Source organism: Clostridium sp. AF32-7AC (genome assembly GCF_003477925.1).
Lineage (GTDB): Bacteria > Bacillota > Clostridia > Lachnospirales > Lachnospiraceae > Otoolea > Otoolea fessa.
The window spans coordinates 18,951-40,629 of the sequence record NZ_QUEG01000009.1 but is presented as its reverse complement, the minus strand read 5'-3'; the positions used below and the strand labels follow the sequence as shown (position 1 = coordinate 40,629).

The following is a 21,679-nucleotide window of genomic DNA, read 5'->3' as shown; positions in this document are numbered from 1 at the left end:
GCCGAAGTCTAATACTTTTATAGCAAAAAACCAATGCATTTTAAGCATTAATGTGTTATAAATATGATTATGGGTTACTGTTCACGGGTAGGCACTTTTGGAACCGAAAGTGCCGTAAGAAAACGTGGTGGCAGCAGGAATTTGCCGTATTTAAATGCGAAGCCACGGCAAATTCCGTTACTGGGCACGTATGCGTGAACAGTAACGATTATGGAAGTTTGGTGTGATGCATTTACGGCTGATATTGCGAAGAGTTAATACGAAGATACATAAAGACGGGGGACGTTAGGAATGACATTGAATCAGATTTTATATTTTCAGAAGATAGCGAATCTGGAAAATTATCATCAGGCGGCGGAAGAATTATATATATCACAGCCATCCCTGAGCCGGTCGATGGCGTCACTGGAAAATGAGCTGGGCGTGACGCTCTTTGAAAAAGAAGGACGCGGGGTGACCCTGACGAAGGCGGGGAAGATGTTTTTGGAGTACGCGGACCGGATTCTCACAGACTGCCACATAGCGGTCGGGAAAATGCGGGAAATTTCGATGAATGGGGGAAAGATCGACATCGGTTACGTGTTTCCGCTGGCCGGCCACTATATCCCGCACCGGGTCAAGCTCTTTTTAGAACAGCCGGAAAATCAAAAGGTTGTGTTTAATTTCTGGCAGAATCACACACCGGCGATTGCCAAAAAGGTAAAAACGGGTGAATTAGATGTAGGCTTTGGCGGCTGTCTGGAAAAGGATGACATGGAATTTTTCCCGGTGGCGAACCAGAAGCTTGTCATCATCACGCCGAAGGATCATCCGCTGGCAGAGCGGGAGAGTATTCCATTTGCGGAGCTGAACCGGTATCCGGTAATTGGATATGATAAGGACTCCTGGATGGGGACGCGCACCCGCGCGCTCTATGCGAAATACAACATCCAGCCGGATATCATTGTGGAGTGCCCGGACGAATATTCGATCGTCGCGCTGGTGCGGGAGAGTTTTGGCATCGCACTGATGCCGCGCACGGACATTCTGGAGCTTTCTCAGGGAGTCTGCATTCACCCGATTGAAAATCTGGACATTTATCACCAGATTTTTATGTTCTGGATGAAAGAACGCTACCGGCTTCCGGCGGTGGAACGCTTTATTGAATATATGAAACAGCAGGCGCGTCAGGACGGTCTGCAGGCGGAACGGGAAACCGATAGCAAAAACGTATTGAAAATTTACTTGAAAGATATTGTTAATTTTTAAGCAAAACGGTTAAGATAAAAGTGTCACAAACACAGGGATGCCTCTCATGCAATGGAGAAGGAGAATTTCATCATGAAGAGCAAATACCCGAAAATTTTTGAACCGATTACCATTAAGCGCATGACAATCAAAAACCGTGTTGCCATGACGCCGATGGGTACTAACTATGGCGAGACGAGCGGTGAGATGAGCAACCGCCATATGAATTATTATTCCCTGCGTGCCAAGGGAGGAACTGGTCTGATTATTCTGGAGAATGCCAATATTGAATATCCGGTTGGTTCCAATGGCACAAGCCAGATCCGCATCGATCACGACAGCTTTATGCCGCGTTATTATCAGTTAGTCGAGAATCTTCACAAGAATGGCGCGATGGTAGCGATTCAGGTCAACCATGCGGGTGCTTCTGCATCCTCTGCCAGAACCGGTATGGAGACGGTGTCTTCCTCCAATATCCCGACCAAGGCAGGCGGCGAGATTCCGCGTCCGATGACAAAGGAAGAGATCCTGACGACCGTAAAAAAATACGGCGAGGCGGCGAAACGTGTACAGGCGATCGGATTTGATGCGATTGAGATCCACTGCGGTCATTCTTATCTGATGAGTCAGTTTATTTCCCCGTATTACAACAAAAGAACCGATGAATTCGGCGGCTCTGTCGAGAATCGTCTCCGTTTCCCGAAGATGGTTCTGGAAGAGGTGCGGAAAAATGTAGGTCCGTGGTTCCCGATCATCGTCCGTATCTCTGCGGAAGAGCGCGTGCCGGGCGGCAACACGCTGGAAGACACACTGGAATACCTCGAATATCTGGATGAGTACGTAGATATGTACGATGTATCCTGCGGTCTGAACCCGTCCTTACAGTATCAGATTGACTCGAACTTCCTGCCGGATGGCTGGCGTTCCTACATGGCAAGAGCCGTGAAGGATAAATTTGGTAAACCGGTTATCAATGCGGGCAACTACCGCGATCCGGAGGTCGTTGAGAAAGTATTGGAGAGCGGCGATGTCGATATTGTCGGCATGGGACGCGGACTCATTGCAGAACCGAACTGGGTCAGCAAGGTGCAGAACGGTGAGGAAGAGATTCTTCGTAAATGCATCTCCTGTAACGTCGGCTGTGCGGGCAACCGAATCGGCGTCAACCGCCCGATCCGCTGTACCGTCAACCCGGCTGTTCCGGAGGGCGATATCTACAAGAAGCTGAAAGTCAATAAAAACTGCAACGTAGTTGTAGTCGGCGGCGGTACAGCCGGTCTGGAAGCAGCCTGCACGGCAGCCGAGGTTGGATGCAACGTATTCTTATTAGAAAAGAGTGGTAAATTAGGCGGACTTTCTACCTTCATCTCCGACCTGCCAAGCAAGAACCGTATGAAAGACTTCCCGAAATATCTGGAAGCACGTGCGAAGAGACTGAAAAACCTGTATGTTTTCCTGAACTGCGAGGCAACCGTGGACAAGATCAAACAGTTCAAGCCGGATATCATTGTCAACGCAACCGGTTCCGTTCCAGTCGTTCCGCCGATCAAGGGACTCAAGGAAAACATCGCAGCCGGTCATGTCGATACCATTTTCGAGATGATTCAGAAAGTAAAAGCCGGAGAATACCCGGAAGATTTCTGCAAGGGCAAAAAAGTGGTTGTAGTCGGCGGCGGCTCCGTTGGTCTGGATGTTGTGGAGTATTTCGCACCGCGCGGCGCGGAGTGTACCATCGTGGATATGCTCCCGCAGATTGGGATGCTGGCAGATCCGATCACGAAATGTTCCATGCGTGAGACACACGACAAATATGGTGTGAAAGAGTATGTGAATACTGCACTGCAGGAAGTCAAAGAAAACGCATTTACCGTGAAGCTGCCGGATGGCACGATCGAGGATCTGAACTTTGACCTCGGCTTCAACTGTCTGGGAATGCGCGCCAACAATCCGATTCTGGCACAGCTTGAAGAGGCATTTGACAACACAGATACCTTCATTTACCCGATCGGAGACTCTGTTCGCGCCCGCCGTATCATGGAGGGAACGATGGAAGGACGTGCGATTCTGAACGTGCTGGAAGCGAGAGGATTTTTAGAGCTGGCACCGTTGGAGTAAGAAATTGAATATCGTATTTGAAAGATTCTGACTGTTCGCTGAACGAATAATATCGTTTTATTTGATTATAAAAAATAGAAAAGAAAAGAGGAAATTATCATGCCAAACATTACAGGACATACCGAATTAGTAGGATTAATGGCTTACCCGATCCGTCATACACAGTCTCCGACCACCCACAACCTTGCCTATGACAAGAATGGCGACGATGTTATCCAGCTTGCGTTCGAGGTAGACAACGATACCCTGGAAGCAGCGGTTGAGAGTATCCGTGCGCTGAAGATGCTGGGTTCCAACATCTCCATGCCGAACAAGACCGTCGTTCACAAATATCTGGATGAGGTAGACGAGGCTGCAAAGCTGTGCGGCGCGATCAACACTGTAGTCAACACCCGTGACAAAGACGGCAATGTAACCGGATACCTGAAGGGTTACAACACTGACGGTATGGGCTACTGGCAGGGAATCAAGGAAGAAGGCATTGATTTCAAGGGAATGAAGATGGTTCTCATCGGTACTGGCGGTGCAGCAACCGCTATCGCAGTACGCGGCGCACTGGACGGCATTGCAGAGCTGCATATCTTCAATATCAAAGATAAATTCTATGCACGCGGCGAGGAGATCGTTGATATCATCAACAAGAACTCTAACTGCAAGGCCGAGATGCATGACCTGGGTGATCTGGCACTCTTAAAAGAGAAAATGCACGAAGCAGACATTTTCTGTGATGCAACCGGCGTTGGTATGCACCCGCTGGAGGATCTGTCCAATATCCCGGATCCGTCCTATTTCCGCAAGGATCTGATCGTAACTGATACGGTATATGCACCGCGTGAGACCGTGATGATGAAGCAGGCCAAAGAAGCTGGCTGCACCCGCGTATACAACGGCATGAGCATGATGCTGTTCCAGGCGCTGATCGCGATTGAACTGTATACAGGAAAATCAACACCGGTGGATTACATGAAGGAGAAGCTGGGAATCTAATAAAAATATAGCTCGAACAGCAACACCTATCCCCCACAGTTATACCTGCTATTCCGCATTAGCACTTGCGTTCATATCCTGATTCGGGTATAATAATAAAACACACTTTCAATGTAAAGTGCAAAAGTGATCTGAATGAATACAAGTGGAGAAGGATGAGACAGATGGATGAATTAAAGAAGCTGCGAAATGATCTGGACATGTGCGACGAGATTCTGATCGACGCCCTGCGGATGCGCTGCCAGATTATCCAGGAGATTACAAATTATAAACAGAAAAACGGACTTCCGATTTACCAGGCAGAGGAAGAAGAGCGCAAGAAGAGCAAGATGCTTGCGAAGCTGGATGATTATGAATACAAAAAATCAATCATGGCAGTTTACGACAGCGTCCTCTACCGGAGCAAACGGATTCAGTCCCATGAGCTGTTTGGGTTCAATATTTTCCTGATCGGATTTATGGGAGTCGGAAAGAGCACCGTTTCGAATGCACTGCAGAATACCTTTGCGATGGATGTATTGGAAATGGATGAAATGATCGCGAAAAAGAACAACATGAGCATTTCCGAGATCTTCGATCTGCACGGCGAGGCATATTTCCGCAACGAGGAGACAAACCTGCTCAAGGAGGTAGGAAACGAGAAGAACAAGATTGTATCCTGCGGCGGCGGCGTAGCGATGCGCGAGATCAATGTACAGGAGATGCGAAAGAGCGGCAAGATTATACTTCTGACCGCGAAGCCGGAGACGATTCTGGAGCGTGTCAAAGAGAACCATGACCGTCCGCTTCTGGAAAATAATAAGACAGTGGAATATGTTTCCGAGCTGATGGAGAAGCGCAGACCGGCGTATGAAGCGGCAGCGGATATTGTGATCGCGACCGATGGAAAATCAGCGAATGAGATCTGCGAGGAGATCATTGCACAGGTGAAGAAGTTTAAATAATGTGACTGCTCAGAAAGTTCTGACAGAGAAAACGAAAGGGGAAAAAGATGTCGAATCATATCACAGGACACACAGGTTTACTTTGTTTACTGGGAAGCCCGGTCGCACACAGTGTTTCGCCGGAGATGCACAACGAGGCGTGCAGCCAGTTGGGTCTGGATTATACATATCTGGCGTTTGATGTGCCGGAAGAGAAGATGCCGCAGGCGGTTGAGGGACTGCGGACGATGGGCGCGCGCGGCTGGAATATCACGATGCCGGGCAAAAATATCATGTGCAAGCTGGCAGACAAGGTTTCACCGGCTTCCGAGATTTCCGGCGCCTGCAATACGGTTGTCAACGACGACGGTGTTCTGACTGCTTATACGACCGATGGCGTCGGATTTATGCGTGCAGTTGCAGAAAATGGTGTAGACATCATTGGCAAGAAAATGACGCTTTTAGGCGCTGGCGGCGCCGCAACCGCGATTCTTGTACAGGCAGCTTTAGACGGCGTGGCAGAAATTAACGTATTTAACGTCAAGGACGCGTTCTATCCGAGAGCCGAGGAGATTGTAAAGAAACTGAACGAGCGCACAGGATGCAAGGTAACCCTGCATGATTACTCCGATCCGGAGATCCTGCGCCAGTCCATCGCAGACAGCGCGATTCTGGTAAATGGTACTTCCGTCGGCATGGCTCCGAAGACGGACAATACGATCATTACTGATACAACGATGTTCCACAAAGACCTGTTCGTATTCGATGTCATCTACAATCCTCAGGAGACCCGTTTACTGCGCGAAGCAAGAGCGGCAGGCTGCAAGACCAGCAACGGTATGTACATGCTTCTCTATCAGGGAGCTGCATCCTTTGAACTCTGGACAGGACAGCAGATGCCGGTGGAGATCATTAAAGAGAAATATTTTACAAAATAGGATTTGAAGAACGGCACACCGCATTCTCGCTACTTAGTGATGAGAATGCGGTGTGCCGCTTTTCAAAAAAATGTTTTCACAAATTCTTCACAAAATAATTAGCACTCTCCTCTTGACAGTGCTAATAACAAGTGTTATATTACTGCTAGAACAAAAAAGAAAATCAGTTCAATAAATTATAGATAGTTATGGTTCGAAGGGAGGCATGATTTATGAATATCAGTAAATTTACCCAGAAGTCTCTGGAAGCCGTTCAGAATACGGAAAAGCTGGCGTATGAATATGGAAACCAGCAGATTGATCAGGAACATTTGCTGTACAGTCTTTTGACTGTGGAAGACAGCTTGATTTTTAAATTAATAACAAAGATGGGAATCTCGGGCGACCAGTTCCGTGATGAGGTGCAGCAGGCGATTGGAAAGCTGCCGAAGGTATCCGGCGGTCAGGTGTATTTCTCCAACGATGCCAACAAGGTGCTGGTGAACGCGGAGGACGAAGCCAAGGCGATGGGTGACGAGTATGTTTCCGTCGAGCACTTATTTCTGGCGATGTTAAAACAGCCGAATAAGGCGGTCAAGGAACTGTTCCGTCTCTACGGCATTACGAAAGAGAGCTTTTTGCAGGCGCTTTCGACAGTGCGCGGCAACCAGCGTGTTGTCAGCGATAATCCGGAGGCAACGTATGACACTTTAAATAAATACGGTTACGATCTGGTGGAACGTGCGAGAGATCAGAAGCTCGATCCGGTCATCGGCCGTGACGGTGAGATCCGTAACGTGGTTATGATTCTCTCCAGAAAGACGAAAAACAACCCGGTTCTGATTGGTGAACCTGGCGTCGGTAAGACAGCCGTTGTCGAAGGACTGGCACAGCGTATCGTGCGCGGCGATGTCCCGGAGGGCTTGAAGGACAAGAAATTGTTTGCCCTGGATATGGGCGCTCTGATGGCGGGCGCGAAGTACCGCGGCGAGTTCGAAGAGAGACTGAAAGCGGTGCTTGACGAGGTCAAGAAGAGCGAGGGACAGATTATTCTGTTTATCGATGAGCTGCATACGATCGTCGGCGCGGGCAAATCCGAGGGCGCGATGGACGCCGGGAATATGCTGAAGCCGATGCTGGCGAGAGGTGAACTGCACTGTATCGGTGCGACGACCCTGGATGAGTACCGTAAATACATCGAAAAAGACGCAGCTCTGGAACGTCGTTTCCAGCCGGTTCACGTTGATGAGCCGACCGTGGAAGATACGATTTCCATTCTGCGTGGTCTGAAAGAGAGATATGAGGTTTACCACGGGGTCAAGATTACCGACTCTGCGCTTGTATCGGCGGCAATCCTCTCGGATCGTTATATTACGGATCGTTTCCTTCCGGATAAGGCGATCGACCTGGTTGATGAAGCGTGCGCGATGATCAAGACAGAGATGGATTCAATGCCGGCAGAGCTGGATGAACTGTCGAGACGTATCATGCAGCTGCAGATTGAAGAGGCTGCGCTTAAGAAAGAGACTGACCGCTTAAGTCAGGATCGCCTGGCAGAACTGCAGAAAGAACTGGCAGAGCTCAAGAGCAGCTTTTCGACCCAGAAAGCCCAGTGGGAGAATGAAAAATCTTCCGTTGATAAGCTGTCCAAACTGCGTGAAGAGATTGAGCATGTAAATGGCGAGATTCAGGCAGCGCAGCAGGCATATGACCTAAACAAAGCGGCTGAACTCCAGTACGGCAAGCTGCCGGAACTGCAGAAACAGTTGGCGGAAGAGGAAGAGAAAGTGAAAAATCAGGATCTCAGTCTGGTACATGAGAGTGTCACCGAGGATGAGATTGCCCGGATTATTTCGAAGTGGACCGGTATTCCGGTTGCCAAACTGACCGAGAGCGAGCGCAGCAAGACCCTGCATATGGACGAACTGCTGCATAAACGTGTCATCGGACAGGATGAGGGCGTTACCAAGGTAACGGAGGCGATTATCCGTTCCAAAGCGGGCATCAAGGATCCGACGAAACCAATCGGTTCGTTCCTGTTCCTAGGTCCGACCGGTGTCGGCAAGACAGAGCTTGCAAAAGCGCTGGCGGAGGCATTGTTTGATGATGAGAACAACATGGTTCGTATCGATATGAGTGAATACATGGAGAAACATTCCGTTTCCCGTCTGATCGGAGCGCCGCCAGGATATGTCGGATATGACGAGGGCGGTCAGCTGACCGAGGCAGTACGGCGCAAACCGTATTCCGTTGTCCTCTTCGATGAGGTTGAGAAAGCGCACCCGGATGTATTTAACGTCCTGCTGCAGGTTCTGGATGATGGACGTATCACGGATTCGACCGGCAAAACTGTCGATTTCAAGAATACGATCCTGATTATGACCTCCAACATCGGTTCCCAGTATCTGCTGGACGGCATCGATGAAAAGGGACAGATCAAGCCGGAGGCGGAAAGCTCCGTTATGCATGACTTGAGAGCTCACTTCCGTCCTGAGTTCCTGAACCGTCTGGATGAGATTATTCTCTTTAAGCCGCTGACGAAAGGCAACATCGGAGGCATCATTGAGCTTCTGATTGCAGATGTCAACAAACGTCTGGCGGATAAGGAATTAAAGATTGCCCTGACGGACGAGGCAAAGGATTTCATCATTGAAAATGGCTACGATCCGGTTTACGGTGCAAGACCGCTGAAACGGTACCTGCAGAAGAACGTTGAGACACTGGCAGCGAAGCTGATTCTGGCGGACGGCGTCCGTGCGGGCGATACGATAGAGATCGGGCTTTCGGATGGCAAGCTGACGGCTTCGGCTGTCCATAGCGCGTAAGCGGAAAACGTCTTACGGCGGATTTATAACTATTATATAGAAGAAACAATAGGGCGCGGAGAAGTGCGAAAGAGCTTCCTCTGCGCTCTTTTTATGTATTTCTGAGATTTTCACAGTCTTGACATTGCCCGGCAACTTTACTAAAATGATTCCATAATGACCGGACTATATCATTTGTTCCGGAAGTCAGTCAGATGAGGAGAAGATGAGATGAAAATTGCGATTGGAAATGACCATTCGGCGGTAGAACTGAAGAACATTATTGTGGATTTCCTGAAAGAAAAAGGAATCGAAGTGTTAAATCTGGGTACAGACAGCAGCGAGAGCTGTGATTATCCAGTTTACGGAGAGAAGGTAGGCCGTGCAGTTGTTTCCGGCGAAGCCGATCTGGGTATCGCAATCTGCGGTACCGGTCTTGGTATTTCACTGGCAGCTAACAAGGTAAAAGGCGTGCGCGCCTGCGTATGCAGCGAGCCGTACACAGCGGTGATGTCCCGCCGCCACAACGATGCCAATGTACTCTGCTTCGGCGCCCGCGTGGTAGGAAGTGAGCTTGCGAAGATGATCGTTGACGAGTGGATCAACGCAGAATTTGAGGGCGGACGCCATCAGAGACGCGTGGATATGATTATGGCGATTGAGGAGAAAGACTGATTCAGAGTCAGAGGTAACGGATGAAATCATAAGGCAGGCTGACAGCAGGATGCGGGATGCCTGTGAGAACAAAAAGAGGCAGCTGTAAAGAGATGGAGCAGCTGCGAAAAGAACAGGAGGAAGCAGGAAATGATCACAGAAGATATTCGCTACATCGGTGTAAACGACCATGACATTGACTTGTTTGAGGGGCAGCATCAGGTGCCAAATGGTATTTCATATAACTCATACGTGATTATGGATGAAAAGATCGCGATCATGGATACGGTAGACAAGCGCAAACAGACGGAATTTCTGGGAAATCTGGAAACCGCACTGGCTGGAAGAACCCCGGATTATCTGGTAATCAGCCACATGGAGCCGGATCATGCATCAAGTATCCAGGCAGTCGTAGAACGGTACCCGGAAATCACACTGGTAGGCAATGCGAAGACATTTCCGATGCTGAAACTGTACTTTGATCTTGATACCAGCCGTGTGCTGACGGTCAAGGAGGGCGATACCCTGAAACTGGGACGCCATGAGCTGACATTCATCATGGCACCGATGGTACACTGGCCGGAAGTTATGGTAAGCTATGATTCTTGCGACAAGGTGCTGTTCAGCGCCGACGGTTTCGGCAAGTTCGGTGCGCTTGATGTGGATGAGGACTGGGACTGCGAGGCGAGACGGTATTATTTCAATATTGTAGGAAAATATGGAATGCAGGTGCAGGCACTTCTTAAGAAAGCAGCCGGTCTTGAGATCCAGATTATCTGCCCGTTGCATGGACCGGTTCTGAAAGAGACGATCGGTCATGTGCTTGAAAAATACCAGATTTGGAGCAGCTACGGCGTTGAGTCTGAGGGTGTATTTATCGCATATGCGTCCCTGCATGGCAACACCGAGGATGCGGCGAAGAAATGCAAGGAAATTCTTGAGAAAAAAGGATGCCCGAAGGTGGCAATCGCGGATCTGGCGCGCGGTGATATGGCGGAGGCGCTGGAAGATGCATTCCGGTATGGAAAAATTGTATTGGCAGCACCGTCCTATGACGCGGGTGTGATGCCGGTTATGGCAGATTTCCTGCACCACTTACAGAGCAAGAATTACCAGAAACGCACCGTTGCCCTGATTGAAAACGGTTCCTGGGCGCCGAGTGCAGCGCGCACGATGAAGGGAATGCTGGATGCGATGAAGGAGATCACGGTGGTTGAACCGGTCGTTACGGTTCGCGGGGCGCTCAAGGAGAGCGATATTCCGTCGCTGGAGCAGATGGCGGAAGCGCTGCTGGCATAAGAAGCGTCTGGTGACAGTATTTAATGAGACCTGAAAAAGGCTTTTTTAAATAAAAAATCCGGAGAGACAAAAGTGTGGTTTTTATATTTATATATGAAAAATCCACTTGATGATTTTGTATGGATGACAGAAAAAGAATAGGAGAAACAGACATGGTAGATGAGGTAATGAAGTTCATTACAGAGGCAGACCCGGAAGTGGGAGAAGCCATTGAAGCAGAGGCAGCCCGTCAGAGAAGAAACCTGGAGCTGATCGCGTCGGAGAATATTGTATCGGAGCCGGTTATGATGGCGATGGGATCGGTATTAACCAACAAATATGCGGAGGGATATCCGGGAAAACGTTACTACGGCGGATGCCAGTGTGTCGATGTTGTAGAGTCCATCGCGATCGAGAGAGCGAAAAAACTGTTTGGCTGTGATTATGCAAACGTACAGCCGCATTCCGGCGCGCAGGCAAACATGGCGGTATTTATCGCAATGCTGAAACCGGGTGATACTGTTATGGGCATGAACCTGGATCACGGTGGACATCTGACACACGGAAGCCCTGTCAATTTCTCCGGTTTATATTTCAACATTGTGCCGTATGGTGTCGATGACAATGGCGTGATTGATTACGAAGAGGTAGAGCGCATTGCACTGGAAGCAAAACCGAAGCTGATCATTGCAGGTGCAAGTGCCTATGCAAGAGAGATTGATTTCAAACGTTTCCGTGAAATTGCAGACAAAGTAGGCGCATACCTGATGGTCGATATGGCTCATATCGCTGGTCTGGTAGCAGCCGGTCTTCACCAGAGCCCGATTCCGTATGCAGATGTTGTTACGACAACCACTCATAAGACACTGCGCGGACCGAGAGGCGGTCTGATTCTGGCAAATAAGGAAGCAGCTGAGAAGTTCAACTTCAACAAGGCGATTTTCCCGGGAACCCAGGGCGGTCCGTTAGAGCACATCATCGCTGGCAAGGCAGTCTGCTTCGGCGAGGCGCTGAAACCAGAATTTAAAGAGTATCAGCTTCAGGTAAAGAAGAATGCAGCAGCGCTGGCAGCCGCACTTCAGAAGCAGGGATTCAAGATTCTGACCGGCGGAACCGATAACCACCTGATGTTAGTTGATCTGCGCGGCATGGATATTTCCGGTAAAGAGCTGCAGAACCGCTGCGATGAAGTATACATTACCCTGAACAAAAATACCGTTCCGAACGACCCGAGAAGCCCGTTTGTTACTTCTGGTGTCCGCATCGGTACTCCGGCTGTTACCACCCGTGGACTCAAAGAAGAAGACATGGAAGTCATCGCAGAGTGCATTTGGCTGGCAGCTACCGACTTCGAGAACAAGGCAGATTACATCCGTGCGGAAGTGACGAAGCTGTGTGAGAAGTATCCGTTATATAAATAAGTAGAGAAGAATATGGAGCGAAAAATTTGCCAGTCTATAGATTCAGAAAAATGCTGGAAAATGAATGCACATATAACAATAAGAAAAAGGCTGTATTGCCTGCCGCATGGAAGCGCGCGGTAGGTGATACAGCCTTTTCTATTCCAACCATTTTTCCTAGAAATTAAGTTTTTGTCCAATTCCTTTTTCCAATGCTTTTTCATAGATAAGCTGTGCCGTCCGCACATCAAAGAGTCCCATGCCGACGGATTTAAAGCAGCGGGTCTCGTTCTGCTCATGCGGATGTCCCTGCTTGGTATCTTCGATCAGATCCTCGATAAAGTGGACGCGCTTCTGTGTCAGAACGCCCTTTTCCAGCGGAATTTTCAGATCGCCGCTCTCCTCGCAGGCATACGGAAGCTCGGTGTACGCGTTCTTGACGAGTTTCCACACCGCATCCGGCAGTTCGCGCCGTTCCGGACGCCAGGAGCCGATGGCAACAAAGCATTTGCCGCGAAGCAGCTCTTCATCATCCGGGTAGACCGGATCGACCGCCTGGGTGGCGGAGATCAGGACGCGGCTGTGCTCAGCCAGTTCACGGGTATCCGCGCAGGTATGAATCTGGATGTCGTTTTTTCCAAACGATGCCAGACGCGCCGATAAGCGCTCGATAAAGCCGGAAAGATCCTTAGCGTATGCGTCATACAGATAAATATCTGTGATCGGGCGCACCTCGCAGGCATAGAGAAGCTGGTGTAGTCCCTGCATACCGCAGCCAACCAGACCAACTGAGGCAGCATCCTCTGGAGCCAGATAGCGCAGTGCGACACCGCCGACCGCACCGGTCCGCATTGCGGTCAGGACACTTCCGTTCATAATCGCCTTCGGCAGACCGGTCTTTGCGTTATTTAAAATCATAAGTCCGTTCAGATACGGAATTCCCAGAGAGGGATTGTCCGGAAATTCGGATAACATCTTTGTACCGATGACGGAATCCAGAAAACACGGCATATAGAGCATCATATTTTTATCACGCTGTGCGATAAAACGATCCGGCATCTTATAATTGCCGCTTTTGTGAATCGCATACGCATCTTCGATTGCGTCCATGACATCCTCTAAGGTGACGGACTGCCACATTTCTTGTTCGCTGAGAAATAACATATCAAAACCTCCTGAATATTTATGAATGAAATAAAATATACATATTAAAATGGATTTATCACAAATCAAATGTGATTTGCATAGTTGGATTGTAGCAGTTTCACGTTTCAGTGTCAAGATGAAAATAGATTCAAGTCGAACGTCCGTGAGACTTGGCGCGTGATTCTGGTCAGCGAAGCTGACATATTCCTATCAGAATCACTGCGCATCCTCGCGGAGCGTTTATCTCAGTCGGAGACCCAACTCCCACTGAGATAAATTTGCTATTACACACCACCTGAAGAGGTGGGAATCTTCTCGACTGAGATAAAAATGAGTATCAGACAATGAAGTGAGAGAAAAAGATGACGGTAGTTTAATTTTTGATTCATTGGGAGCTCAAGAACGAAAAAAGAGAAGCCCAGGATGAGCGGACTCCCTTTTTTCGTGGTTAAACAAGATTAATGCGAAAATTATTTGTCGTAGAAATGAATGCGTTCCAGAATTTGCTTCTGGCTCTTGATTTCCATTTTGGAATAAATGGAAGCCAGATGCTTTTTGACAGTAGGGATGCTGACGAAGAGGGTGGAAGATATCTGATCGTTGGAATAGCCGCGCAGTAAAAGGCTTAAAACATTTACTTCTCGGTTCGTCAGGGAAAAATCCCGGCTGATCTGGGAAAGAGTACGATCCATCACATAGGATAAATCGAAGAACAGACATACAAAGCAGTCGTTGTCTGGTCCCTCCTTAAGATGGGAGCGGCTTACCTCCAGAAACAAAGGGCTGTTTTCCATCTTGTATTCGATATTTTGTCCGGTAATGCTTCCAGAACGGAGCAGCTGACGGCAAAGAGAGCGAAAACAGTTGGAAATGGGGTTGTTGGATAAATCTGCAAATCCATGATTCTCCATGTATGTACGGTAGGTTGTGTTGCACCCGATAAAATTCAGTTTATCGTCAAAACAGCCGATTCCGATGCAGTTGTAATTTTCCAGTACATGAAATGCCCGTCCGATGTTGAGCTCCCGCCCGTAATTTTTAAATACGTTGCAGAAATGCGGCTGGAATAACCGGACAAGGCTCAATTCATCTGGCAGGAAATTTTTTTTATCGTTGGATCGGTGGATGGAAAACACACCCCGCAGATCCCGGTTCCGAATCGAAAAATTCGTTTCAATGGAATCATGCAGCCCCATGGGAAGTAGAAATTCCTGAAAATAAAGAGAATTTTTTCGAACCTCCTGATTGAACAGCTGGTTGGTCAGGAAAGTTACATTACTGTCGGAGTCCAGAATCGACAGAACATCGTCCATATGGCAGTATTCTTCCTGATATCGCCGTTTCTGTTCATCATTCCAGTTGATGGTGTAGATGGAATGGGTTTTGTAATTCTGTCCCTGCTTTTGGTAAAACAAAAAATTTGCTTTTTCAAAAAAAACAATATTGTTCAGGTTCAGGAAAAAACTCTCCATCCGTTTTTCAAGAAGAATTGAATCGTCGTAAAGTTCAGCAATGATCTGATTGACGTTTTCAATTCGTGATGTTGTAAAAAGATTTTCAGCACTCATGAAGATGCCTCCTTTCCCGTGAGTATTCAATTAGTGAAAACAAAATGGAATCAATACTAGACTATAGTCCAACTATTGTTTTAAACTATTTTTAATAGACTGATAATATATAAAGCATAATAAAATGTTGTTATGATTATTGCAAGTGGAAAAACTTTGAAAATAGAAAAAGTATCCAAAAGTATACTATGATAGAACCGAAAGTATCTACCATTAACTGACGTCATGCATCATAATAACCAAAACACAAAAAACTTTGTATTAAAAATGATGTTTTTTGAAAGTTTTTGTCATGATATGATTTTAACAACGAGATTTCAGAAAACTGAAAGAGAACGGACAAAATTTTTAATACGGAGGAGCCTATGGAAAAAAAGAATGAATTTTGTTTGCAGGAGATTAAGGGGAGAAAGGCAGTAACCTGCATCGAGACACATACAGAGGGAGAGCCAACCCGAACCATTTTATCGGGATTTCCGGAAATTCCGGGGAACACGATGGAAGAAAAGATGCTCTATATGATGCAGGAACAGGACTGGATGAGAAAAGCAATTTGTTTTGAACCGCGAGGAAATGACGTAATGTCCGGAACGATTGTTACCAAGCCGTGCAATCCGGAGGCAGATTTTGGTGTTTTATATTACGAGGTTGGAAACTGGATGCCGATGTGCGGACATGATACGATCGGAGTTTCAACGGCACTGATTGAAAGCGGACTCTTAAAAGCGGAGGAACCGTATACATATGCGACCTTAGATACACCATCTGGACTGGTAAAAGTGAAAATTGAGGTGAAAGATGGCAAGGCGGTGCGGGTATCCTTTAAAAATGCCCCGGCATTTGTGATGAATCGGGATGTAAAGGTACAGGTTCCTGGATATGGTGAGATTCCGTTAGACATCGCATACGGTGGAAATGTATTTGCGTTAGTACCGGCATCGGCAATGGGCTTAAAGCTGGATAAAGAAAATGCAAAAGAGATTGTCGAAAAAGGAAATTATCTTAAAAAGTTTATCAATGAGCAGGTAACAGTCAAGCATCCGTATCTGGAAATCATGAACCAGGTAACGCATGTGGAATTTTTCGAACCGGGTACAGAAGGGGTTTCGGACGTAAAAAATTCAGTTGTCATTCCCCCGGCAGCGATTGACCGAAGCCCTTGCGGAACCGGTACATCAGCGAAGATGGCACTTCTTCATGCGGAAGGAAAGCTGGCAGTCGGACAGTCGTTTGTGCATGAGAGCCTGATTGGAAGTTTATTCCACTGCCATATCGTTGAAGAGACAGAGGTGGCAGGAATTCCGGCAGTAGTACCGGAGATCAGCGGACGGGCGTTTGTAATGGGAGAGAGTACATGGTTATTCGATCCGGACGATCCATTCCCGGAAGGTTTCTTATTAGGCTAAATCGATAGAAACAAAATAAGAGTTTAAAGGTACAGGGAGGTACTTCTGAGGGAAAGAAGTACCTCGGGAGTTCACATAAAAACAGTATAAAGGAGGATACTTTATGAAAAAGAGATGGCTTTGCGGTACGATGGCATTGGTAATCGGAGCGATGGCAATGGCGGGGTGTTCAGGCGGAAATTCTTCTTCATCCGCATCTGCAGCCGGAACCGAAGCAGCAGATAGTGGTTCCAGCGTAGATACTTCCGGAGCGGAGATGACGATCCGTGTAGCACATGTATGTGGAACCGGTTCTCCGTATGATTACGGTGCGAATGCTTTTAAAAAGCTGGTCGAGGAGGGCAGCAACGGACGGATTAAAGTAGAGGTTTATGCAGGCGATATGACAACCGACGAGGTTGAGTGTGTTGAGATGGTTCAGAATAATAACCTGGAAATCGGCTGGGTAGGAACTGGTGCACTGGGCGGATTTGTACCAGATTTAGGCATTTTTGAGCTTCCATTCCTGTTTGAGGATGAGGATAATGTCAATAAAGCGCTGGAGGGAGAATTTGGCAATTCCCTTCTGGAACAGTTAAGCGCGGTTGATGGAATTACAGGACTTGGTTTCCATGAGGATGGCTGGAGAAATATCCTGACTAAAGATAAGACAATTAATACCGTAGATGATATGAAGGGCGTTCGTATGAGAACCATGCAGAATGAAGTTTGCGTGGCAACCTACGAAGCACTTGGTGCTACACCGGTTGCATTGGCATCTGGCGAGCAGTTCACAGGACTTCAGAATGGCGTTGTAGATGGAACAGACAATAGTGCATTATATGCAGTAGCAGATGGTTATATTGAGGTTGTTAATAATATCTGCGATATTCATCATTACTATTCCAGCGGTATCATTGTTGCTTCTTCAAAATGGTATGAGGGTTTAAGCGAAGAAGACCAGAAACTCGTGAAAGAGTCAGCTATAAAAGCAGGCGAAGAGCAGAGAGCTTGGTTCCTGGAAAATGACGAGGCAAAGATTGCTGAGTATGAAGAAAAAGGTTATACCGTAACACGTCCGACTGATATTGATGCATGGAAAGAAAAAGTTGCTCCGGTATATGATAAAATGTACGCGGCACATCCGACCTGGGAAGGTCTGGTTGAGATGGTTCGCGCAGCGAAATAAAGTACAATAATTTTTGAACTATCATGTACTCCCGGAGCCTGTTTTCGGGAGTACATTTACAAAGAGGGGAGAAAAATGGCAGGATTGATTGAAAAACTTCACAAGATTGGCGACGTGATCAATACGGTTGCCAGAGTTGCATTAGGGGTTACGTCAATTGCTTTATGTATCGCGGTAATCGGCCAGTTTATTTTGCGATGGTTTGGAGCTACGATGCCATGGGCAACGGAGTTCTCCTGTTATATCTTCGTTTGGACCACGATGCTTGGCAGTGCCGTAGCAAGCCGTCATCTGCTTCATATCGGTGTTGACATGGTAATTAACTTGTGCCATGGAAAAACACGTCAGTTTATGCTGGTTCTGGCGGATGTGATTTTATTATTTGCACTTGTTTTATTTACAATTTCAGGTTGGAACTATACAGTTGCACAGATTCCACATCTGGGAACGACGATCAAGGTTTCGCTGGCGCTCTTTTATGCAGCCCTTCCGGTCAGCGGTCTCATTATGATTTATTATACATTTGTGCAGCTTCTTGAAAATATATGTTACGGGGAAGCGAAAAAGATTCCTCTTCCGGGGGATGAAGAGTAGGAGGTCAATATGTTCAGCAGTATAATTTTATTTGGAAGCTTTTTCTTGTTTCTTGCATTAGGCGTTCCGATTGCTTTTGTATTGATCGTAGCGACGGTCTCCTATGCGCTTTTAAGTACCGGTGATGCCAACCTGGCGTTGGTTCCGCAGCGAATTATCTATGGTATTAATAGTTTTACCATGCTTTGTCTTCCATTCTTCGCTCTGGCAGGAAATATTATGAATCACGGCGGTATTACCATGCGTCTGGTTCGTTTCGCACAGGCATTCGTTGGACATATCAAGGGTGGTCTGGCGATGGTAGACATCCTGGTATGTATGATGTTTGGTACAGTTTCAGGCTCGGCGGTAGCTGGTACGGCGGCAGTTGGATGCCTGATGATTCCGGCAATGAAGGATGAAAAGTATGATCCGGCGTTTACAGCAGGTCTGACCGCGTGTGCATCCTGCTGCTGCCCGATTATCCCACCGAGTCTGGCATTCGTTATTTACGGTGCGGCAGCGAAGGTATCCGTTGGCGATATGTTTATCGCCGGAGTAGTACCGGGTATCCTGATGGGTATTATCATGATGCTGGTTGTTTATGTATTTGCAGTGAAACGTGATTTTTCAGCAGGTCCTAAGACAAGCTGGAAGGAAAAATGGGAAGCAACCAGACAGGCACTTCCATGTATCGGACTTCCGATCATCGTTGTTGGCGGTATCATGGGTGGTTTCTTTACTCCGACCGAGGCAGCGGCGGCAGCGGTTCTTTATTCCCTGATTTTGTCGGCATTTGTATACCGGACCGTTGGCTGGAAAGAGCTCTGGAAATCGATTATCGACAGCGCGATCGACAGTGGTACGGTTATGCTGATTGTCGGCGGCTGCTATCTGTTTGGATGGGTTATCTCCAATGAGAGATGGGCAGTTTCTGTAACGAATATGCTGGTTGGTCTTCATACTTCTTTAGCAGTGAAACTGTTACTGGTCAATCTGGTTCTTCTGGTTGTTGGTATGTTTATGGATAGTGCTCCGGCAATCATGCTGGTAGCGCCGATTCTGGCACCGGCGATGGCAAGCCTGGGCGTTGACCCGATTCAGACTGGTATGATTGTCTGCCTGAACCTGACCATCGGTCTGGCAACTCCGCCGGTAGGTGTCTGCTTATACACGGCAACCAATATTGCAAGATGTAAATTTGGAGATACGGTTCGAAATGCAATACCATTCCTGGTAGCGATGCTGGCAGCATTAGCGATTATTACGAATGTTCCGGTAGTATCCAGAATTCCATTTATTTTAATGGGACGATAGAAACGAGAGGGGACGTTGAAGTTGGACGTTCCCTTTTCCTTTACAAAAACACGAATCAAAAATGATGAATAAAAAACATGGAATGATTGATACAAAAAGGAGGACAAACCATGGAAAAACTACCCTGCAGTATCTTCAATGATGTACTCGGTCCGGTGATGCGCGGACCTTCCAGTTCCCATGTGGCGGGGGCGGCGCGGATCGCCTCCATGATCCGGCAATCTCTGGATGCACCGGTGAAAAAAGCGATTGTTGATTTTGATGTCAATGGTGCGCTGGCGGCATCGCACACGGGACACGGAACGGATATGGGATTTGCCAGCGGACTTTTGAATATGGAGCTGGATGCGGCGTCCGTAGGGCTTCAGAATATCACAGGGCTTGCCTGCGATCCGGTCGGAAACCGTGTTGAATGGCCATGTCTCGGCAAAAATATCATGGGAGGAAGCAATGCGCTCGCCAGCGCCAATATGATTCTGGCAGGTTATGACAAGGTGATCCCGCTGGATGAGACAATAGGCGCAATCTATGAGATCGGTCTGTCACTGCCGCTGGAACTGCGTTGTACCTTTGGTGGTCTTGGAAAGACAAAGACTGCCCGGGAGATTCTGAAGCGGTCCGACGCGCATTTTCCGGGGGAAGAGGCGCGGTAGGTGTAATTCGAAACATCGTGAAAGGACAGTTACAGTTTGTGTAAGGTGCGTACTGTAAGGTGGCATATCTTTTTAAGATCTGAAATAAAAATTGATTAAATAACTCTATAGAGATATAATATTAATAAAAATATCTCTATAGAGTTATTTTTATTAAAACGAATCTATTTTTTATATACCACATGTTTCTACTTGCTCCCATAATAGATAAGGAGGTTCCTCAGAATGAGAAAAATTTTATATCACGGTTCCTTGGAAATTATTTCTACTCCTATGTATGGTCAGGGAAAGGTCTATAATGACTACGGACAGGGCTTTTATTGTACGGAGAGTCTGGAGCTGGCGAAGGAGTGGTCGTGCGCCGAGCGAGAGGACGGCTATGTGAATCAGTATGAAATGGATGAAACCGGTCTTTTGATTTTAAATTTGATGGAGAAGCACTACAGCGTTCTTCATTGGCTGGCGATTTTGATGAAATACCGGAAAATCCGCCTTTCTTCGGCGGTCATGAAACGGGGAAGAGAGTGGCTGCTGGAACATTTCCTCCCGGATGTGGACGGATATGATGTGGTGATTGGGTACCGGGCGGATGATTCGTATTTTTCATTTGCAAGGGCGTTTGTAAATAATGAAATATCGTTAGAGCAGCTTTCGTATGCGATGCGGTTGGGAAAATTGGGAGAGCAGTATGTATTAAAGAGTCAGAAGGCATTTCAGGCGATACACTTTCTTTCTTATGAAGGAGTAGATTCAGTGGAATATTATGTAAAACGAAGAGCCAGGGATGAGCAAGCTAGAAATGCATACCGGAAAAAGGTGGAAGAGGATGATATCGACGGTATTTATATGCGGGATTTGATTCGAGGGGAGGTGTCGGCTGAGGATGAGCGCTTATGGGATTGAATATCTGGATGATGCGATGAGAAATCTGGGGGAAATGACAGATTATGCGGTCAATGCCTGTGGGATGGATCTGGAAGATTTTTGGAAATTGTTTCTTACAACTGGGTATGCAGAAAAATTTGGGGAAGGTGTACCAAGAGTAGTGAGCGGCTTTTCTGGAACGGAGCTTGCGGAGGAAGTGCTTCGAAAAGCGGGAAAAAAGGACGAACTGCCGGAACCGCAGGTAGAATTTACCTGTTCCAGAGAGTATTGGAGTGGCTGGATACTGGCGTATTATCAGTGGTACAGTGAGAAGAAATTTAAGGAAATTGAAGCAGGGCTTCCGGTCCGGGAGGTTGTGGAAATGTATCCGGCACTTCATGAAGCTCCGGAGGATAAATTTGTTGAGGCGGCAGACAGAATCATTCGAAGAAAAGAGCAGGGAAAAAACGCGTTGCGGCGGATCCGGAAGATGGCGGGATATACCCAAAAGGATCTTTCAGAGCAATCGGGGGTTACGCTGCGGAGTATTCAGCAGTATGAACAGGGAAAAAAGAAGATTCAAAAAGCATCCGCAGAAACCGTGCGTGCGCTTGCACGGTCACTGGGATGCCAGATGGAAGATTTGCTGTAATTGCGAAGGGATTTGACAGTTTCAATT

18 protein-coding genes are annotated in these 21,679 nt (G+C 47.4%); 16 read left to right on the top strand and 2 right to left on the bottom strand.

All coding sequences use genetic code 11. The features are described 5' to 3' along the window. Nucleotides 1-291: 291 nt before the first annotated feature. From DWZ45_RS11975 to glyA, 9 genes are all read left to right on the top strand, one after another. A complete protein-coding gene (locus DWZ45_RS11975) occupies nucleotides 292-1,248 on the top strand; it encodes a LysR family transcriptional regulator (protein ID WP_118469295.1) in 957 nt (318 codons plus the stop codon). A 72-nt stretch (nucleotides 1,249-1,320) separates the two neighbouring features. Further along, on the top strand, nucleotides 1,321-3,342 hold the full coding sequence (locus tag DWZ45_RS11970; protein ID WP_118469293.1) for an FAD-dependent oxidoreductase: 2,022 nt from the start codon (nucleotides 1,321-1,323) through the stop codon (nucleotides 3,340-3,342). Between the two features lie 99 nt (nucleotides 3,343-3,441). Further along, the gene (locus tag DWZ45_RS11965; protein WP_022358823.1) at nucleotides 3,442-4,329 is read left to right on the top strand and encodes a shikimate dehydrogenase; all 888 of its coding nucleotides are present in this window, start codon (nucleotides 3,442-3,444) and stop codon (nucleotides 4,327-4,329) included. Between the two features lie 164 nt (nucleotides 4,330-4,493). Then, nucleotides 4,494-5,273, top strand: a complete 780-nt coding sequence (locus tag DWZ45_RS11960) for a shikimate kinase (RefSeq protein ID WP_107001851.1) — start codon at nucleotides 4,494-4,496, stop codon at nucleotides 5,271-5,273. Nucleotides 5,274-5,320: 47 nt separating this feature from the next. After that, nucleotides 5,321-6,190, top strand: a complete 870-nt coding sequence (gene aroE / locus DWZ45_RS11955; RefSeq protein WP_118469291.1) for a shikimate dehydrogenase — start codon at nucleotides 5,321-5,323, stop codon at nucleotides 6,188-6,190. Nucleotides 6,191-6,402: 212 nt separating this feature from the next. Next, a complete protein-coding gene (clpB, locus tag DWZ45_RS11950; protein WP_107001854.1) occupies nucleotides 6,403-8,994 on the top strand; it encodes an ATP-dependent chaperone ClpB in 2,592 nt (863 codons plus the stop codon). A gap of 210 nt (nucleotides 8,995-9,204) precedes the next feature. Next, a complete protein-coding gene (rpiB, locus tag DWZ45_RS11945; protein WP_022358818.1) occupies nucleotides 9,205-9,648 on the top strand; it encodes a ribose 5-phosphate isomerase B in 444 nt (147 codons plus the stop codon). A gap of 129 nt (nucleotides 9,649-9,777) precedes the next feature. After that, entirely contained in the window at nucleotides 9,778-10,926 is a 1,149-nt protein-coding gene (locus DWZ45_RS11940) for an FprA family A-type flavoprotein (protein ID WP_118469289.1), read from the top strand. Nucleotides 10,927-11,078: 152 nt separating this feature from the next. Then, on the top strand, nucleotides 11,079-12,326 hold the full coding sequence (gene glyA / locus DWZ45_RS11935) for a serine hydroxymethyltransferase (RefSeq protein WP_022358816.1): 1,248 nt from the start codon (nucleotides 11,079-11,081) through the stop codon (nucleotides 12,324-12,326). A 156-nt stretch (nucleotides 12,327-12,482) separates the two neighbouring features. On the opposite strand, the gene DWZ45_RS11930 is transcribed toward glyA, so the two are convergent. Together DWZ45_RS11930 and DWZ45_RS11925 are read right to left on the bottom strand one after the other, a co-directional pair. Then, nucleotides 12,483-13,469 (bottom strand): ornithine cyclodeaminase family protein, encoded by a 987-nt coding sequence (locus DWZ45_RS11930; RefSeq protein ID WP_118469287.1) that lies wholly within the window; start codon nucleotides 13,467-13,469, stop codon nucleotides 12,483-12,485. Between the two features lie 452 nt (nucleotides 13,470-13,921). Further along, nucleotides 13,922-15,019, bottom strand: coding sequence for a helix-turn-helix transcriptional regulator (locus DWZ45_RS11925; RefSeq protein WP_118469285.1), 1,098 nt, complete (start codon nucleotides 15,017-15,019; stop codon nucleotides 13,922-13,924). A 365-nt stretch (nucleotides 15,020-15,384) separates the two neighbouring features. Here DWZ45_RS11925 and DWZ45_RS11920 point away from each other — a divergent pair, with 365 nt between their 5' ends. The 7 genes from DWZ45_RS11920 (at nucleotide 15,385) to DWZ45_RS11890 (ending at nucleotide 21,652) form a co-directional block, all read left to right on the top strand. Further along, nucleotides 15,385-16,425 carry a proline racemase family protein gene (locus tag DWZ45_RS11920; protein WP_207663588.1) on the top strand — a complete coding sequence of 347 codons (1,041 nt, stop codon included), beginning with the start codon at nucleotides 15,385-15,387 and terminating at the stop codon, nucleotides 16,423-16,425. A 103-nt stretch (nucleotides 16,426-16,528) separates the two neighbouring features. Continuing rightward, complete coding sequence (locus DWZ45_RS11915) at nucleotides 16,529-17,593, top strand: TRAP transporter substrate-binding protein (protein ID WP_022358811.1); 1,065 nt, start codon at nucleotides 16,529-16,531, stop codon at nucleotides 17,591-17,593. Between the two features lie 75 nt (nucleotides 17,594-17,668). After that, a complete protein-coding gene (locus DWZ45_RS11910) occupies nucleotides 17,669-18,187 on the top strand; it encodes a TRAP transporter small permease (RefSeq protein ID WP_118469284.1) in 519 nt (172 codons plus the stop codon). A 9-nt stretch (nucleotides 18,188-18,196) separates the two neighbouring features. After that, nucleotides 18,197-19,483 (top strand): TRAP transporter large permease, encoded by a 1,287-nt coding sequence (locus DWZ45_RS11905; RefSeq protein ID WP_118469282.1) that lies wholly within the window; start codon nucleotides 18,197-18,199, stop codon nucleotides 19,481-19,483. A 110-nt stretch (nucleotides 19,484-19,593) separates the two neighbouring features. Next, a complete protein-coding gene (locus DWZ45_RS11900; RefSeq protein ID WP_118469280.1) occupies nucleotides 19,594-20,136 on the top strand; it encodes an L-serine ammonia-lyase, iron-sulfur-dependent, subunit alpha in 543 nt (180 codons plus the stop codon). Nucleotides 20,137-20,361: 225 nt separating this feature from the next. Continuing rightward, the gene (locus DWZ45_RS11895) at nucleotides 20,362-21,039 is read left to right on the top strand and encodes a DUF3990 domain-containing protein (RefSeq protein ID WP_107001858.1); all 678 of its coding nucleotides are present in this window, start codon (nucleotides 20,362-20,364) and stop codon (nucleotides 21,037-21,039) included. Beyond that, nucleotides 21,020-21,652 carry a helix-turn-helix domain-containing protein gene (locus tag DWZ45_RS11890; RefSeq protein WP_022358806.1) on the top strand — a complete coding sequence of 211 codons (633 nt, stop codon included), beginning with the start codon at nucleotides 21,020-21,022 and terminating at the stop codon, nucleotides 21,650-21,652. Before DWZ45_RS11895 ends, DWZ45_RS11890 begins: the two co-directional genes overlap by 20 nt. Nucleotides 21,653-21,679 lie beyond the last annotated feature (27 nt).

Coding starts and splice junctions, on each gene's coding strand:
- DWZ45_RS11900 (WP_118469280.1), top strand. CDS start 19,594: ATGGAAAAACTACCCTGCAGTATCTTCAATGATGTACTCGGTCCGGTG.
- DWZ45_RS11925 (WP_118469285.1), bottom strand. CDS start 15,019: ATGAGTGCTGAAAATCTTTTTACAACATCACGAATTGAAAACGTCAAT.
- DWZ45_RS11890 (WP_022358806.1), top strand. CDS start 21,020: ATGAGCGCTTATGGGATTGAATATCTGGATGATGCGATGAGAAATCTG.
- DWZ45_RS11905 (WP_118469282.1), top strand. CDS start 18,197: ATGTTCAGCAGTATAATTTTATTTGGAAGCTTTTTCTTGTTTCTTGCA.
- clpB (WP_107001854.1), top strand. CDS start 6,403: ATGAATATCAGTAAATTTACCCAGAAGTCTCTGGAAGCCGTTCAGAAT.
- rpiB (WP_022358818.1), top strand. CDS start 9,205: ATGAAAATTGCGATTGGAAATGACCATTCGGCGGTAGAACTGAAGAAC.
- glyA (WP_022358816.1), top strand. CDS start 11,079: ATGGTAGATGAGGTAATGAAGTTCATTACAGAGGCAGACCCGGAAGTG.
- DWZ45_RS11975 (WP_118469295.1), top strand. CDS start 292: ATGACATTGAATCAGATTTTATATTTTCAGAAGATAGCGAATCTGGAA.
- DWZ45_RS11930 (WP_118469287.1), bottom strand. CDS start 13,469: ATGTTATTTCTCAGCGAACAAGAAATGTGGCAGTCCGTCACCTTAGAG.
- aroE (WP_118469291.1), top strand. CDS start 5,321: ATGTCGAATCATATCACAGGACACACAGGTTTACTTTGTTTACTGGGA.
- DWZ45_RS11960 (WP_107001851.1), top strand. CDS start 4,494: ATGGATGAATTAAAGAAGCTGCGAAATGATCTGGACATGTGCGACGAG.
- DWZ45_RS11915 (WP_022358811.1), top strand. CDS start 16,529: ATGAAAAAGAGATGGCTTTGCGGTACGATGGCATTGGTAATCGGAGCG.
- DWZ45_RS11895 (WP_107001858.1), top strand. CDS start 20,362: ATGAGAAAAATTTTATATCACGGTTCCTTGGAAATTATTTCTACTCCT.
- DWZ45_RS11910 (WP_118469284.1), top strand. CDS start 17,669: ATGGCAGGATTGATTGAAAAACTTCACAAGATTGGCGACGTGATCAAT.
- DWZ45_RS11965 (WP_022358823.1), top strand. CDS start 3,442: ATGCCAAACATTACAGGACATACCGAATTAGTAGGATTAATGGCTTAC.
- DWZ45_RS11970 (WP_118469293.1), top strand. CDS start 1,321: ATGAAGAGCAAATACCCGAAAATTTTTGAACCGATTACCATTAAGCGC.
- DWZ45_RS11940 (WP_118469289.1), top strand. CDS start 9,778: ATGATCACAGAAGATATTCGCTACATCGGTGTAAACGACCATGACATT.
- DWZ45_RS11920 (WP_207663588.1), top strand. CDS start 15,385: ATGGAAAAAAAGAATGAATTTTGTTTGCAGGAGATTAAGGGGAGAAAG.